12 protein-coding genes and 1 tRNA gene are annotated in these 15,098 nt (G+C 44.7%); 6 read left to right on the plus strand and 7 right to left on the minus strand.

Annotation, left to right across the window (positions count from 1 at the left end; genetic code table 11):
- The first annotated feature begins 90 nt into the window (after window positions 1–90).
- Complete coding sequence (gene rplT / locus JXR92_RS10340; protein WP_004289896.1) at window positions 91–441, plus strand: 50S ribosomal protein L20; 351 nt, start codon at window positions 91–93, stop codon at window positions 439–441.
- 539 nt (window positions 442–980) lie between these two features.
- Here the strand turns inward: rplT and JXR92_RS10345 are convergent.
- The 7 genes from JXR92_RS10345 to JXR92_RS10375 all read right to left on the minus strand — a co-directional run bounded on the left by JXR92_RS10345 (window position 981) and on the right by JXR92_RS10375 (window position 8,715).
- Window positions 981–2,288 (minus strand): phenylacetate--CoA ligase family protein, encoded by a 1,308-nt coding sequence (locus JXR92_RS10345; RefSeq protein ID WP_138346209.1) that lies wholly within the window; start codon window positions 2,286–2,288, stop codon window positions 981–983.
- A 30-nt stretch (window positions 2,289–2,318) separates the two neighbouring features.
- Window positions 2,319–2,900: an indolepyruvate oxidoreductase subunit beta gene (locus JXR92_RS10350; protein ID WP_117601463.1), complete on the minus strand. Its 582-nt coding sequence runs from the start codon at window positions 2,898–2,900 to the stop codon at window positions 2,319–2,321.
- 4 nt (window positions 2,901–2,904) lie between these two features.
- Window positions 2,905–4,497 (minus strand): thiamine pyrophosphate-dependent enzyme, encoded by a 1,593-nt coding sequence (locus JXR92_RS10355; RefSeq protein ID WP_138346210.1) that lies wholly within the window; start codon window positions 4,495–4,497, stop codon window positions 2,905–2,907.
- A gap of 76 nt (window positions 4,498–4,573) precedes the next feature.
- Complete coding sequence (mltG, locus tag JXR92_RS10360) at window positions 4,574–5,611, minus strand: endolytic transglycosylase MltG (protein WP_138346211.1); 1,038 nt, start codon at window positions 5,609–5,611, stop codon at window positions 4,574–4,576.
- Between the two features lie 66 nt (window positions 5,612–5,677).
- Window positions 5,678–6,589, minus strand: coding sequence for a TolB family protein (locus JXR92_RS10365; protein WP_138346212.1), 912 nt, complete (start codon window positions 6,587–6,589; stop codon window positions 5,678–5,680).
- Between the two features lie 168 nt (window positions 6,590–6,757).
- Window positions 6,758–8,269 (minus strand): glycoside hydrolase family 43 protein, encoded by a 1,512-nt coding sequence (locus JXR92_RS10370; protein ID WP_117601467.1) that lies wholly within the window; start codon window positions 8,267–8,269, stop codon window positions 6,758–6,760.
- Window positions 8,270–8,642: 373 nt separating this feature from the next.
- Window positions 8,643–8,715, minus strand: a tRNA-Thr gene (locus JXR92_RS10375).
- Window positions 8,716–8,913: 198 nt separating this feature from the next.
- On the opposite strand from JXR92_RS10375, the gene JXR92_RS10380 reads away from it, so the two are divergent.
- The 5 genes from JXR92_RS10380 to JXR92_RS10400 all read left to right on the plus strand — a co-directional run bounded on the left by JXR92_RS10380 (window position 8,914) and on the right by JXR92_RS10400 (window position 15,094).
- The gene (locus JXR92_RS10380) at window positions 8,914–10,614 is read left to right on the plus strand and encodes an SDR family NAD(P)-dependent oxidoreductase (RefSeq protein ID WP_119961676.1); all 1,701 of its coding nucleotides are present in this window, start codon (window positions 8,914–8,916) and stop codon (window positions 10,612–10,614) included.
- A 112-nt stretch (window positions 10,615–10,726) separates the two neighbouring features.
- Entirely contained in the window at window positions 10,727–13,195 is a 2,469-nt protein-coding gene (locus JXR92_RS10385) for an SLBB domain-containing protein (RefSeq protein ID WP_138346213.1), read from the plus strand.
- A gap of 8 nt (window positions 13,196–13,203) precedes the next feature.
- Window positions 13,204–14,310: a Wzz/FepE/Etk N-terminal domain-containing protein gene (locus JXR92_RS10390; RefSeq protein WP_005836078.1), complete on the plus strand. Its 1,107-nt coding sequence runs from the start codon at window positions 13,204–13,206 to the stop codon at window positions 14,308–14,310.
- Window positions 14,289–14,636 carry a UpxY family transcription antiterminator gene (locus tag JXR92_RS10395; RefSeq protein ID WP_005836079.1) on the plus strand — a complete coding sequence of 116 codons (348 nt, stop codon included), beginning with the start codon at window positions 14,289–14,291 and terminating at the stop codon, window positions 14,634–14,636. The genes JXR92_RS10390 and JXR92_RS10395 overlap by 22 nt, the downstream gene beginning before the upstream one ends.
- A complete protein-coding gene (locus JXR92_RS10400; protein WP_034523374.1) occupies window positions 14,636–15,094 on the plus strand; it encodes a WbuC family cupin fold metalloprotein in 459 nt (152 codons plus the stop codon). The genes JXR92_RS10395 and JXR92_RS10400 overlap by 1 nt, the downstream gene beginning before the upstream one ends.
- Window positions 15,095–15,098: the final 4 nt, after the last annotated feature.

Genomic DNA, 15,098 nt, shown 5'->3' on the forward strand with positions numbered 1-15,098 from the left:
TACAAAAGTATTAAAGTTATTAACCGAATGCATTAGCTTTAAGTCCGCTGCGTGAAGTAACGGCGCTAACATTCAAAAACAAGTAAAACTATGCCAAGATCAGTAAATCATGTTGCTTCTAAAGCAAGAAGAAAGAAAATTTTGAAATTGACCAGAGGTTACTTTGGTGCAAGAAAGAACGTTTGGACCGTTGCCAAGAATACTTGGGAGAAAGGTTTGACTTATGCGTTCCGTGACCGTAAGAACAAGAAGAGAAACTTCCGCGCTTTGTGGATTCAGCGTATCAATGCTGCCGCTCGTCTGGAAGGTATGTCTTACTCTAAGCTGATGGGCGCTTTGCACAAAGCCGGTATCGAAATCAACCGCAAGGTGTTGGCTGATTTAGCGATGAACCATCCGGAAGCTTTCAAGGCTATCGTTGCTAAAGCAAAGGCTGCATAAAAACAGTTAGCAGATAAATTACGAGGTGCTGATTACTCTTTTGGTAGTCAGCACTTTTTGTTTTCTGATAGTCTTGGGAGGGGTTAAAACATTAAAAGGACTTGAAACAATTTGCTGATTTTACTTGTTTCTTTCATAGAAACTCATTACCTTTGTTATAGAAAAAATAGCCGCATTGATTGGATCGGGAAACTCATCAATTTTTATGAAATACCGAGACAAGCTTCGCTTCTCAATGGCGGGCCACGCCCTTCGGGGTAACTCTTGAGTCGGTGGATTACAAAGAGGAGGAGCACTCAAATCATGTCATACGGAGTTTCATCACATCATCGGTGCGGCTTTCTATAAAAGAGGAACGGTAATCTGTCTGGATAACCGTTCCTCTTTCTTTTTATGCGGATGTGGGTGATTGTGAAACAAATGATACGTGATGCTGAAACAGATGATGTATCAAGGGAAGATAGATGATACGTTTATACAAAACAGACCATCTGTATCGGGTGAACAGATGGTCTGTTTTGAAAAGAGGTTTTTACGGTTTATTTGTTGTTCCTCAGGTCTTTTACCCTGACGGCTTTTCCTTCGCTCTGCGGTAGGGAGCCTTTCTTCACCAACCGCAATTTCGGGGTTACCAGAATCTCGTCTTTCAACTGACGGGTGATTGCTTTGCGAATCTTCTCCAGCTCGATATAGTTATCGGTAGAGAGGTCGCTGAGTTCAACTTCTACAATCATTTCATCTTGATTATTAACCGTTTCAAGTGTGATGAGGTAATTACTGCCCAATTCGGGGAATTGTACCAGCACCTTTTCCACCTGCATGGGGAAGATGTTGACTCCCTTGATGATGAACATGTCGTCACTACGGCCTTTGATGCGGTCTATACGGATGTGGGTACGTCCGCAAGGGCACTTGCCAGGCAGAATGCGGGTAAGGTCGCGCGTGCGATAACGGATAAGCGGCATCATTTCTCTGTCTAAGGTTGTCAGTACCAGTTCGCCGATTTCACCTTCCGGTACGGGGTCGCCGGTTTCCGGATTAATGATTTCGACCAGGTAGCAATCTTCCCAGAAGTGCATGCCGTCTTGTTCGGTACATTCGAAGGCTACGCCGGGACCGTTCATTTCAGTCATACCGAAGCTGTTGTAGGCTTTGACACCAAGCATGCGCTCAATCTTTCTACGTTGCTCGTCTGTGTGGGGTTCGGCACCGATAACAAGCGTTTTCAAGCTTGTACTGGTAGGGTCTATACCTTCTTCCTGGAATACTTCGGCCAGACGGATGGCATAGCTGGGAATGGCATGTAGGGCAGTAGTCTTGAAATCGGTGATGAACTTAATCTGGCGCTTGCTGTTGCCGGCAGCGGCAGGAACAGTCAGTGCACCCAGACGTTCGGCTCCATACTGAAAGCCCAGTCCTCCGGTGAACATACCGTAGCCGGAGCTGTTTTGGAAAACATCCGTCTTACGGATGCCTACCATATAGAGGCAGCGTGCCACTAAGTTTGCCCAAGAGTCCAAATCGTGTTGGGAGTGTACGATGACCGTCGGCGTGCCCGTAGTGCCACTGGAAGAATGGATACGTACTCCGTCCTCACGCATATCGCCTGCTACTAATCCAAAAGGATAATTGGCGCGCATATCAGCCTTGGTGGTAAACGGTATCTTACGTATGTCTTCTATAGACCGGATGCTGCCGGCAGTGATGCCATGCTCTTGGAATACTTTTTTATAGTAGGGAGAGTTGGCGGCAATGCTGACAGTCTTTTTTAACCGTTGCAGTTGTAGTTCGCGCAACTGCTCACGGGGCATCGTTTCAATCTCTTCTTCCCAGTATTTGTTATTCATGGTATGTTGAAATTTAGAGTCAATTATAGTTTACATCAGTTTTTCAGCAATCTCTTTGCCGGCAGCCAACGCTTTGAGGTTCAACTCTACAATGGCGTCTCCCTTGCGTTGGAAGATTTCGCGGATGCTGTCTTGCACCTTTGCATAGTCAATGCCGAGAAAGGGGATGGTGGCGCCCAGCAGTACGATGTTCGCTACGCGGGGAGAGCCGACTTCTTTTGCCACCTCGTTTACGTTCAGCATGATTTTATGCGGCAGCTTGTTGATTTCGGCCTTGATGTCTTCTTCTGCCGGATAGTTGGGAATGTTGATGAAGGGAGCTTCATTGGTCACCAGCCAACCCTCAGGGCTGAGGAAGGGGAGGTAGCGCAACGCCTCCATCGGTTCCAAGGAGATGATGAGGTCGCATTTTCCTGTGGGGATAAGGTCCGAGGCGATGGGTTGGTCGCTGATGCGCAAGTTGGACTGCACGTCACCGCCTCGCTGGCTCATGCCGTGTACTTCTGCCTGCTTCATGTAGAGTCCGCCCTTGAGGGCTGCTTTGCCGATTACGGTGGCGATGGAGAGGATACCTTGTCCTCCTACGCCGGAAAGTATGATGTCTTTTTTCATGGCTTTACTTGTTTCTTTTTTTGCGTGCTAATGTTTGGATACATTCTCTGCGGGGGATGATGACGGATACGCCGTGGTATTCGATTTCTTCCCGGATGATTTGCTTCATCTCTTCGTAGTTCTTCTTCAAAGGAACTACGACGCGGATGTGTTCGGGAGCTACACCGATGCCGGCGCAGATGGCTTCCAAACGTCCGGTGCCGGCAGAGTCTTGTCCTCCGGTCATGGCGGTGGTTTCGTTGTCGGAGATGACGATGGTGACGTCGGCGTTTTCGTTGACGCAATCCAGCAGTCCTGTCATGCCCGAGTGGGTGAAGGTGGAGTCGCCGATAACGGCTACGGCAGGATGCAGATCGGCATCCGAAGCACCCTTCGCCATGGTGATGGAGGCGCCCATATCCACGCAAGAGTTAATGGCGTTGAACGGAGCGTTGGCTCCCAGCGTGTAGCAACCAATGTCGCTGAACACCTTATAAGTGGGATATTCTTCTTTCAATACTTGGGTCAGCACCGTGTACATGTCGCGATGGCCGCAACCCTCGCACAAAGCGGGCGGGCGCATCTCTACCAGAGAAGGAACGCTGAATTCAGCCTTGTTCTCTTTGCCTACGGCATGTGCCACGCTGTCCGGGTTCAGCTCTCCGTCTTGTGAAAGAGTGCCGTCCAAACGGCCTTTTACTTTGATGCCGATGCCCAGATAGCCTTTCAGCTGTTTTTCTACGAACGGTTGTCCGTCTTCCAGTACCAGAATCTCGTCACATGCTTCTACCAGCTGCATCAGCTGTTTCTTGGGCAACGGGTATTGTCCGATTTTCAGTACCGGATATTCGCAGCCTTCGGGATAGTTTTCCATCAGGTAGTTGTAGCCGATGCCGCATGCCACGATACCCAGCTTTTTGTTGGGACCGTCGGTATATTTGTTGTAAGCGGAGTTTTCAGAAGCTTTGATAAATTCGTCCTGGCGTTGCAGCAATGCTTTGTAACGTTTGCGTGCATTACCCGGCAGGAGGATGAACTGACGTGGGTCTTCGCTGAAGGAAATTTCATTCTGCGGTTGTTGCTCCTTGCGCTCTACACCGGAACGGGAGTGTGCCAGGCGCGTAACCATGCGCATCAGGATGGGTTCGCCGGTCTGTTCGGAGAAGCTGAATCCGTTGTATACCATGTCGTATGCTTCCTGCTGGTTGCTTGGTTCGTACATCGGGATGAGGGAGAAGTCGCCATAGAAACGGCTGTCCTGCTCGTTCTGCGAGGAATGCATGCTGGGATCGTCGGCAGCTATGACTATCAGACCACCTTTTACGCCGGTAATGGCAGAGTTGATGAAACAGTCGGCAGCCACGTTCATACCCACGTGCTTCATGCACACTAGTGAACGCTTGCCTGCAAAGGACATGCCCAGGGCAGCCTCCATCGCAGTTTTTTCGTTAGAGCACCAGCGGTTATGAATGTTCTTTTCAGCAGTAACCGGTGTCATCTGAATATATTCGGTGATTTCCGTAGAAGGAGTGCCGGGATAGGCATATACGCCCGAAAGTCCGGCATCTAATGCAGCTTGTGCAATGGCTTCATCGCCAAGTAAGAGTTGCTTGCTCATATCTGAATATTTAAGTGTTAGTCATGGATTAATATTTGACGCAAATATAGGATTTTGCTTTTATTTTATCAGCAGATTACTTGAAAATCTTTCTTTCGTTTAATGCATCCCAATATCTTCTTGCATTTTTCATGTGCTCGGCATAATTGGATGCAAAGTTATGGGTGCCCGAGAAGTCCTCTTTGGCACACATGTAGAGGTAGTTGTGTTTCGTATAATTCAGCACGGCATCCAGCCCGCTGGGTGAGGGGATGCGTATGGGGCCGGGAGGCAATCCGGTATTGAGGTAGGTGTTGTAGGGGGATTCTATCGCCAGATGGCCATTCGTAATTCTCCGCAAGCCGAAGGCCTGCAAGGCAAATTTGATGGTAGGGTCGGCTTGCAGGGGCATGCCGGCGTGCAGGCGGTTGATATATAACCCTGCTACCATCGGTTTTTCAGGATTGTTGTTTGTCTCTTCCTCGACGATGGAGGCAAGGGTGCAGATTTCCGTCGGGGTCATTCCGATGGCGGTGGCTTTTCCTAGGCGTTCCTGGTTCCAGAACCTTTGGTGCTCTTTCTGCATTCTTTCGAAGAACTCTTCCACACTCATGTCCCAATAGACTTGGTAGGTTTCGGGGATGAAGAGGCAGGGCAAGGTCTCTTTGGTGTATCCCAGTTTTTGTTGGAATGCGGAGTCGTTCATCAGTCCGGCTATTTCGGCGGAGTCTATCATGAGCTGTTTGCTTATGCTGCGTGCCAGGCGGTCCAGCGTGCGTACGCTGCCGACGGTGAGGTTCATAGGTTCTTGATATCCGCGGTACAGACGGCTGAATACGTGATATACGTTTTCTCCCGGCCGGATAGCGTAGCGTCCGGTGTGTATGTTTTCGGAATATTTCTTGTATTGGGCCATCCAGCGGAAGCCGGTGAAGCTTCGGGGATGGCCTTGTTGTTTCACCTTATTATATATGGAGTCGGCGGTGTCGTCGCGGTCTATATAGATATAGACTGTCTTTTGCGGATGGAATTGCGGGGCAAACAGATAGTAGTATACTGTTCCTGCACAAGCTGCTCCAATAAGAATTAGTGTAACGAATGTTCCGATAATGATTTTCTTCTTTTTCTTTTCCATTTTGTTTTACTGCATCTTTAGTCGGGCAAAGTTAGTAAAAAATGGAGTGAAAATCATCAAGTCATATCAGTTAATTCGATAGCTGACAAAGGCTATGCGTTTGCTGTCCGGTGCCCATGAGTTGACATTGATGGTGCCTTGTCCGCCGAAAATCTTTAACAAAGTTTTGGGTTCTCCACCGTTTGCGGGCATTAGGCGCAGTTCTACGTTCTTGTTTGCCAGATGCTCTCCCGGTTCCAGGTCACCTTTGTAGTAGGTGATGAATACAACGGATTTTCCGTCAGGAGAGATGTGGGGGAACCAGGAGTTGCGGGTTTCGTCAAAGGTCATCTGGGTCTGTTCGGAGCCGTCTGCCTTCATGCGCCAGACTTGCATGAGTCCGGTGCGTACGGAGTTGAACCAGATGTATTGTCCGCAGGGGGAATATTCCGGTCCATCATCCAGACCCTCGGCAGTGGTCAGGCGGGTTTCTTCACCTCCTTCCACGGGGATGGTATAAATATCATAGTTGCCGTTTCGTTCGGCGCAATAGGCAAGTTCTTTACCGTCGGGACTCCAACCGTGGAGGTAGCTGGGAGCCATAGGCGTTATTAAACGGGGAGTGCCGCCCGTGATGGGAAGTGTATAAATGCGCGATTTATAGTCCTCTTTCGTCCCGTGGCTGATGGCTATCTGCTGTCCGTCGGCCGAGAGGACGTGGTCGTTGTTGCAGTTTTGGGCAAATCCGGTGTTTATCAGTTCCGGTTCGGCAGGCGAGGTGGGGGAAAGGCGGTAAAGCTTTCCTTCGCTGTTGTATAGCAGCCATTGCCCGTCGGGCGTCCAATTGGGGGCTTCAATCCGGTAGGGAAATTCTTTGACGACGGTCCGGTTACCATTGGTTACATCCAGTATTTCGAGGACGCTGGTAATCTCGTTTTTTTGTTGAGCGGTTGCGGTCAGTGCAACAGTTGCAAAGAAGGGGATTAAATAGGGTTTCATGTTTATATCGTATTTAATAAATCTCCGCAAGATACATTTTTTATTGGAAACTACATAGTCGGAGCATTTTTTTCATTAAAATCTGTAGTGCTGACCGAATGCGTAGTGCTTATCATATAAATAATTATTGCAATGAATATTTTTGAGGGCTACGGTAGATTATGCTTTTCAAAATCTCTCAAATATCCATTCATCTACCTTCAGTTCTTTGCCTTTAAATACGAAATAAAGGTTGTGAATACCGTCTTTGTCTGTGTTTATCTTTGTAGAGACAGTCTGTAAAGAGTCTGAATTGAAGGAGGTGGAAGCCAGTACTTCACCATCGGGGCGGTCAAGGTGCACTTCCAGAGTGCCGTGTCCTGCTGCTGTGGCACGGAATAGAGAGGGAAAGCCGGAGAAGAATACGCCACGTACGGATATAACTGATTTCTTTTGTTCACTGCCCACTGCAAGCATGTTGCCGGGTGTGGCTGTAGGCTCAAAGTGTATGCCTAGCGTAGCGGCTGTTGTTTCTGCTTGCTGATGAATGAACGGGTTCACTGGCTTTATCTGGTCCACACCCTTCAGTGTGGCTTCTCCCATTTCCAGCTTCACGTTTTTTTCGTCTACCTTCAGCTTGTTGACGCAAAGGCTGCGGAAACCGCCATTGGTGCCTTTGTGTTCTTGCAAGCACATGTTGTGATAAAATAGGTAATAGTCTCCTTTGTATTTTTGCAGATGGGTATGATTGTTGCTGAACCCCATACCATAGTCTCCGGGATTCTTGAAATAATTGTCCACATACTTCCAGCTGTCGGTGTCGAGAGGCGTGTGTGAAGTCATGTACGACATGCAGCAGATGCTGGGTTTGTCCACTCCCTCGTGGGGCCATTCGGTGCGCTTGTTCCAGTCGGTATTGTAGGTATAAATCCATGTGCCGTTCCAGTAGTTCAGCTCATTGGCTTCGAAGTGATAGGGAGCTTTTATCTCTACTATCTCGCTGTCCAGACTAATCAGGTCTTTGCCCAAGCGGACAATGCGGGCATCTCCAGGCATGTAGTCGGTGCCGACTTCCCCCTTTCCGCCTCCACCGAATGATAACCATCCTATACCTTCGTCATCTATCACGGCACCCGGGTCGAAGGGAGCTTTGCAGTGGCCTAATCCTTGGGTGAACTGGCTCACCAGCATACGCCCCAGCGGGTCGGTCCACGGGCCTACGGGAGAGGTGGAGGTTAGTACGCCTACGCCCGCACCGCTGTTGGAGTAGTAGAGGTAGAAGTGGGTTTTACCGTCCGATTCTATCCGCGATACAATGGATGGAGCCCATGAGGCTATACCCCATGGTGAGAGGGCCTTTACGTCAATCAGTCCGTGATAAGTCCAGTTTACCATGTCATCGGTAGACAACATAACCAGCGAATGGATGTATTGGTATGTGTTTTTGCCATCTTTCCCCACACTGTCCAGTTGCTGGGTGTCATTGGTTCCATACACATAGAGCCTTCCGTTGTATTCCATCGATGTCGGGTCGGCCACAAAAATGAAATCCGACAGTGGGTTGGCGTTTCCACTGAAGAATTTGGGTGATTCTACCGGATGCGTGTCTTTCTTTCCTGAAGTGGAAAGCGCCCACATATCGTTTCCTGCGGACATAGCCGCCAGCAGCAAAGCTGCTGTAAATAACTTGATTCTTTTCATTTTCTTATAGTATATTATAGAAATCTATGGTAACCTTTTGATTTTAGCTTGTGTTTTTTCGTCATCTCAATACTTCATTTAAGATTGAAAAATTTGGTTATTGAAAAGTTGCCACAAATATTGGGAATTACTATATATAATATAGGTGTATTATGTTTTTAATAGTGTATCTATATGTTTCAAGTTATCATTTTAGACTGTGGATGTAATCAGATGGTGCTGTTTTAAACCTATTTTGAGATAATCATGCGGCTATAGATTAAACTGTTTGAAAGGGCATTGTGTTTTATGCAAATATACTCGTAGAAGAGCGTTTTTTATTTTAGAAAAGAAAAAGCACTGATTATCTGGAATAATCAGTGCTTTAATATTGAGCCGCTAGCCAGACTTGAACTGGCGACCTACGCGTTACGAATGCGTTGCTCTACCAACTGAGCTATAGCGGCAATAAACTTTTGTTTACGGGGTGCAAAGGTACATCTTTATTTGAAAAGGCAAAAAGAATCCTTGTTTTTTTTAGAAATATTTTAGTAGAATAATTTTCTGTTTGAATGTTCTGAACTTTATTGCCTTAAAAATTGGATAATAAAACGAAAAGAAGCATCTTTGTCGTAGGTCCTATAGCAAAAAGTCTGATACTGATTATGAATTTTAGAACATATTATAAATATCTTTCTTCACGCATAGCGTCCAAATGGGTGGTGTTGTCGGTAGATGTAATTATCGTTGTGATTTCCATACTTTCTGCATGTTTTTTGCAATATAGGCTTTCGTCCGTATCTTATGAAATTTCTTTGTATGTATGGCTGACCATTTGGGCTGTATTGTGTAATGTCTGTTTCTTTCATATTTTCCGTACTTATGTAGGTGTCATCCGTTTTTCTTCTTTTGTAGATATTTATCGTGTGTTTTGGAGCCTTACGATAAGCTATGTTGTACTGTTTTTGGGGAATTTCTGTTGGTCTGTTTTGGGGCTTGAAGAAACTTTGCCGAACAGCATTCTGTTTATGGCATATATGTTTACTTTCTCTCTGATGGTTTGTATGCGCATTGCTGTGAAGATGCTTTATGAAGCTATTGCTTTTGATGCACGTCATTGCGTGAATGTTTTTATTTATGGATTCCATGGGACTGGAGTCGATGTTGCAAAATCCTTGAGAGTTAGTCGTAATAATCATTATCGCCTGCGTGGCTTTATTTCGGACGAACTTGATATGATAGGTAAACATACGATGGGATGCAGGGTATATCCCAACGATGAACAGCTGTTTGATCGTCTAAAGAAAAAGAAAGTGGATACAATCATTATCTCTCCAAGCAAGGTATCGGATTTGGAAAATTCCGGAATGCTGGATAAACTGTTCTCTCATGATATTCATGTAATGACCGTTCCTCCCTTAAGCGATTGTATGGATGATGGACTGATAAAGGACATTCAAATAGAAGATTGGCTTCGTGGAGAACCGGTACAAGTTGACATGCGTAAAATTGCGGCCCATATTGAGGGGCGTAGAGTAATGGTTACGGGAGCAGCGGGAGCTGTAGGAAGGGAAATCGTCCGCCAGTTGGCTACACTGAATCCTTATCAGTTGATTCTGGTAGATCAGGCAGAGTCCCCATTGTATGATGTACAGTTGGAATTGTCTGATCATTGGAAGAATCTGGAGGTCCGCGTATTGGTTGCAGATGTTGCTAACCGTACGCGTATGGAGGCTATATTTGAAGGAACACGTCCTCAACTTGTTTTTCATTCTGCTGCTTATAAACATGTACAACTGATGGATGATTTTGTGTCAGAGGCAATTCAAACGAATATATCGGGAACAGTGAATATTGCGGACCTGGCGGTAAAGTATAGAGTGTCCCGTATGGTTATGATGTCTGTAACTAATGCACGTCATCCGGAGAATGCTATGGAATATAGTAAGCGTGTGGCGGAAATGTATGTGCAGTCATCTTATTGCAGGTTGAAACGCGACAAAGGGGAAACTGATATGTTCATAGTACGTTTGGGTGAGATGTATCCGATGAATGCGCATTGTTTGATGACCTTGTCTGAAGCTTGTATGCTCACCCTGGAAGTGGGAGTCATGGGGGATGGAGGAGAAGTGTACATTGTAGGAGGGCCTGGGGATGGGCTTTTGGATTCTGTAATCAGTGAAAAGATAAAGCGTGAAAAGGCATCTGTTGATGATTATGAACATGTGCGGGAAGAAGTGCTGGCCTTGGTGCAACATAGTTATACCGAAAAAAAGGCTATTTTGATTGGACTAATGAAAAAAATAGTGCCAATTTTCTCACTTTCTTCTACCCAAGGAAAAGACGTGAAAATGACAGCTTTTTAATGCTTTTTCTGAAACTTAGAAGTGGAATAAATGTATATTATAAAATAATATATTACCTTTGTGCCCGATTTATATTTATTACAAGAACTCAAAAGATTAATCAGAATATTTTATGCGTAGATTAATAACACTATTCTTTTTGGTATTTACTTTGTCAGGAGTAGCTTTTGCTCAGCAGATGTCAGATGATAAGGTTGTTCAGTATGTAAAAAGCGCTCAGCAGATGGGTAAAAATCAAAAGCAGATTACTACTGAATTAATGCGGCGGGGAGTGACAAGGGAACAAGTTGAAAGAATTCAGAAAAAGTATGAAAATTCTAAATCTGGAAGTCCGCAGAGCAATACCCAAGATGAGAAACGTTCTCGTCAACGTGGTGAAATGAGTGGCGTAGTCAAAGGGTTGCGTACAACTTCGGAAACGTATTCTGCCAGGCAAACGGATGTTGCAGGGGATTCTTTACAAATGATGGATAATCGTTCCTTGTCTCAAGAGAAAGGGGCGGGGGATCCGACTTCGCAAATTTATGGTCATAATATTTTTACTAACGATAATTTGACTTTCGAACCTAATGTGAATGTTGCTACTCCCGAGAATTATCGTCTGGGACCTGGTGATGAGGTGATTATTGATGTGTGGGGAGCTTCTGAAACAACAATCCGACAAACAATATCTCCGGAAGGAAGTATTCTTGTGAATAATTTAGGACCGGTTTATCTGAGTGGTAAAACAGTAAGTGAAGCCAATAATTATTTGAAACAAGAATTTGCCAGAATATATTCTGGAGTAACTGGAAATGTTCCCTCTACCCAAGTTAAATTGACATTAGGAGAAATACGTTCTATTCAAGTAAACGTTATGGGTGAAGTTATGGTGCCCGGAACTTATACCCTCTCATCATTTGCTTCCGTATTCCATGCTTTATATCGTGCAGGTGGTGTGAATCCGATTGGTAGTTTACGCAGTATTAAAGTGATTCGCAATGGAAATACAATAGCAGATTTGGATGTTTACGATTTACTTATGAAAGGAAAAATGAAGGATGACATCCGTCTGCAGGATGGTGATGTAATTCTTGTGGATCCTTACCAGTCATTGGTACAGATATTGGGTAAGGTAAAACGTCCGATGTTTTATGAAATGAAACCCACTGAAACCGTAGGCACATTATTGAAGTATTCAGGTGGTTTTACGGGTGATGCTTATAAAAAAGCATTACGTATAATCCGTAAAAGTGGACGTGAGCATCAAATTTATAATGTGGATGAGATGGATTATTCTGTATTCCGCGTAGATGACGGTGATAAGATAACGGTTGATTCCGTTTTACAACGTTTTGAGAATCGTGTGGAAGTCCGCGGTGCTGTATATCGTGAAGGCTTGTATCAGTTGGACGGTACGATGAATACAGTGAAACAGCTGATTAAGAAAGCAGAAGGACTTCGCGGAGATGCATTCTTAAACCGTGCTATAATCGATCGTGAGCTTGAAGACTTGTCGCATGAGATTATACAAGTAGATGTGAAAGGTTTGCTGAACGGGACGGCTGCAGATATTCCTTTGCAGAAGAATGATATTTTATATATCCCAAGTATTCATGATTTGAAGGAAGAAGCTACACTTACCATCCATGGTGAAGTTGCCAATCCGGGTACATATCTCTATTCTGATAAAATGACAGTAGAGGATTTGGTGTTGCAGGCTGGTGGCTTGTTGGAGGCAGCGGCTACGACGAAAGTTGAAGTGGCACGGCGTATGAAAGATACGAAGAGTACATCTTTCAGTACTACAGTAGGCCAGAATTTCTCTTTTGATTTGAAAGATGGCTTATTGGTGGGAGAAGGAAGCCAGGATTTCCATCTTGAACCTTTTGATGAAGTTTATATTCGTAAGAGTCCGTCTTATTTTAAACAACAGAATGTTATGGTGGGAGGAGAAGTTCTTTTTAGCGGTAATTATGCACTATCGAAAAAAAATGAACGTTTGAGTGACTTGATAGCTAAGGCTGGTGGAGTGACTCCCGATGCTTATGTAAAAGGAGCGCGTCTTATTCGTAGGATGACCGAAGAAGAATTTCGCCGTAAAGAAGATGCCCTGCGTATGGCGCAAGCGGGAGGTGGAGATTCCATATCTGTAAAAAAATTGGATTTGTCTGATACCTATTCTGTAGGTATAAATCTGGGAGAGGCTTTGAAGAATCCCGGTTCAGATGCTGATATGGTGCTTCGTGAGGGAGATGTGTTATTTGTTCCGGAGTACGTAAGTACAGTGAAAATCAACGGTGCTGTAATGTATCCGAATACAGTTTTATATAAAAAGGGTGAAAGCTTGAAATATTACATCAATCAAGCTGGTGGTTTTGGTAATGATGCCAAGAAACGTAAGGTCTATGTAATATACATGAATGGTACAGTTTCTCGTTTAAAAGCAGGGAACAAGAAAGCCATTGAACCTGGTTGTGAAATAATTGTTCCAAGTAAAGAACAGAAAAAGAAGATGACTACTGCTGAAATTCTGGGAATGGGAAGTACGACAGCTTCTATTGCAGCGATGATTGCGACTATGGTTAATCTCTTTAAGTAATTTGAATTATGAGCGAAGAAAGAATACAAAACATAACCTCTCCACAACCTGAGGAACAAGAAATAGATTTGATAGAACTGGCCCAGAAAGTATGGGCTAGTCGCAAATTGGTTTTTAAGGCGTGTGGTATCGCTGCTCTTGTAGGACTGGTTGTTGCATTTAGTATTCCTAAGGAGTACTCTACAAGTGTGACATTGGCTCCGGAGAGTGGTGGCAAATCTGGTGGTGGAAGTATGGGAGCCCTTGCAGCCATGGCGGGTATCAATTTGGGCACTTCTTCTGGTGAGGATGCTTTGTCACCCGAACTTTATCCTGATATTGTAAGTTCTACTCCTTTTCTGATTGAACTGTTCGATGTTAAAGTCAAGGATCAGAAAGCAAAAGTAGACACGACTTTATATGCTTATTTGAAAGAAGAACAGCGTTCTCCTTGGTGGAGTGCAATTTTCTCCGCTCCTTTTAAAGTGTTAGGATGGACATTGTCTTTGTTTAAGGATGAACCGGAAGAGGGGGACGCAAAGCTGGATCCTTTTCGTCTTACTAGAGATGAGTCTGCCATTGCAGATGCTTTAAGTAAACGTATCTCTGTTTCCGTAGACAAAAAGACAGGTGTGACAACCTTGTCTGTTACTATGCAGGATCCTTTGATATCTGCTTCGCTGACGGATACCGTGATGCATTGCCTGCAGAACTACATCACAGATTATCGGACTAATAAGGCTCGTCATGATTTGGCATTTACCGAAAAACTTTATGGAGAAGCAAAGGCCAGTTATGAGGATGCCCAGAAGAAATACGCAAATTTTGTAGATGCAAACCAGAATATAATATTACTGAGTTATCGCGCAGAGCAAGAGCGTTTACAGAATGAAATGAATTTAGCCTATCAAGTATATACACAAGTGTCTCAACAATTGCAGATGGCAAGAGCTAAGGTGCAGGAGATTACACCGGTATATACGGTTGTCCAGCCGGCTACGGTACCTTTGAAGCCTGCAAAGCCCAATAAATTGATGATTTTGATCGGCTTCATGTTCTTGGCAGGTGTCGGCAGTGTGGGATGGATATTATTTGTAAAAGATTTATTAAAGGGATGGAAAAAGCAAACAATATGATGACGGATAATGATATGATGTGCTGGCATGCATTGTACACAGCACCTAAGTCTGAACATAAGTTGATGCAGCGTTTGAATGCTGCGGGATATACTACATATTGCCCGATGCAGGCTGTGTTTGTAAAATGGAAAGGGCATACCCGGAAGGTGATTACCCCTCTTTTTTCCGGATGCTTGTTTGTTGCTGGTAATGTGGCGGAAGTTGCCTCATTGGCTTCCTCGCAGAAGGCTGCTATATTACTAGATAAAGAAGGAAAAAGTTTGTCTATTGAAGCGGGTAAAGCAGAACTTCCTGCCAAGTTTGCTCAATTGCTGAGGTTATGATGAAGCTGATAACAGAAGAGCTGCTGGATACCGTTACTTCACAAGCCAAGGAGAATTCCCGTTTACGTATGAATTATAATTTTCATGCGTCTATGGATGCCCCTATTCATCGGTTGCTGAATGCTTTGGAACCAGGAACTTATCTTCCTCCTCACCGTCATACAGATAAGGAAGAAACTTATCTGGTTTTGCGTGGAAGTCTGCTGGCATTTTTTTATGATGATGCCGGTAATGTAACAGATAAGGTATGCCTCAATCCTTCGGAAGGTAAATATGGTCTGGAGATTCCTTCTAATACGTGGCATAGTATTATTGCCTTGGAGTCAGGCACCGTTATTTTTGAAATTAAAAAAGGCCCATATCAGCCTCTACCCTCAGAGGATTTGGCTTCATGGGCTCCTCAGACTTCTGATGTGGAGGGAATAAAGGCTTTTATGAAGCGGATGTTGGAACTTTAATATT

The sequence above is a fragment of the Bacteroides parvus genome, from assembly GCF_017309675.2.
Lineage (GTDB): Bacteria > Bacteroidota > Bacteroidia > Bacteroidales > Bacteroidaceae > Bacteroides > Bacteroides uniformis.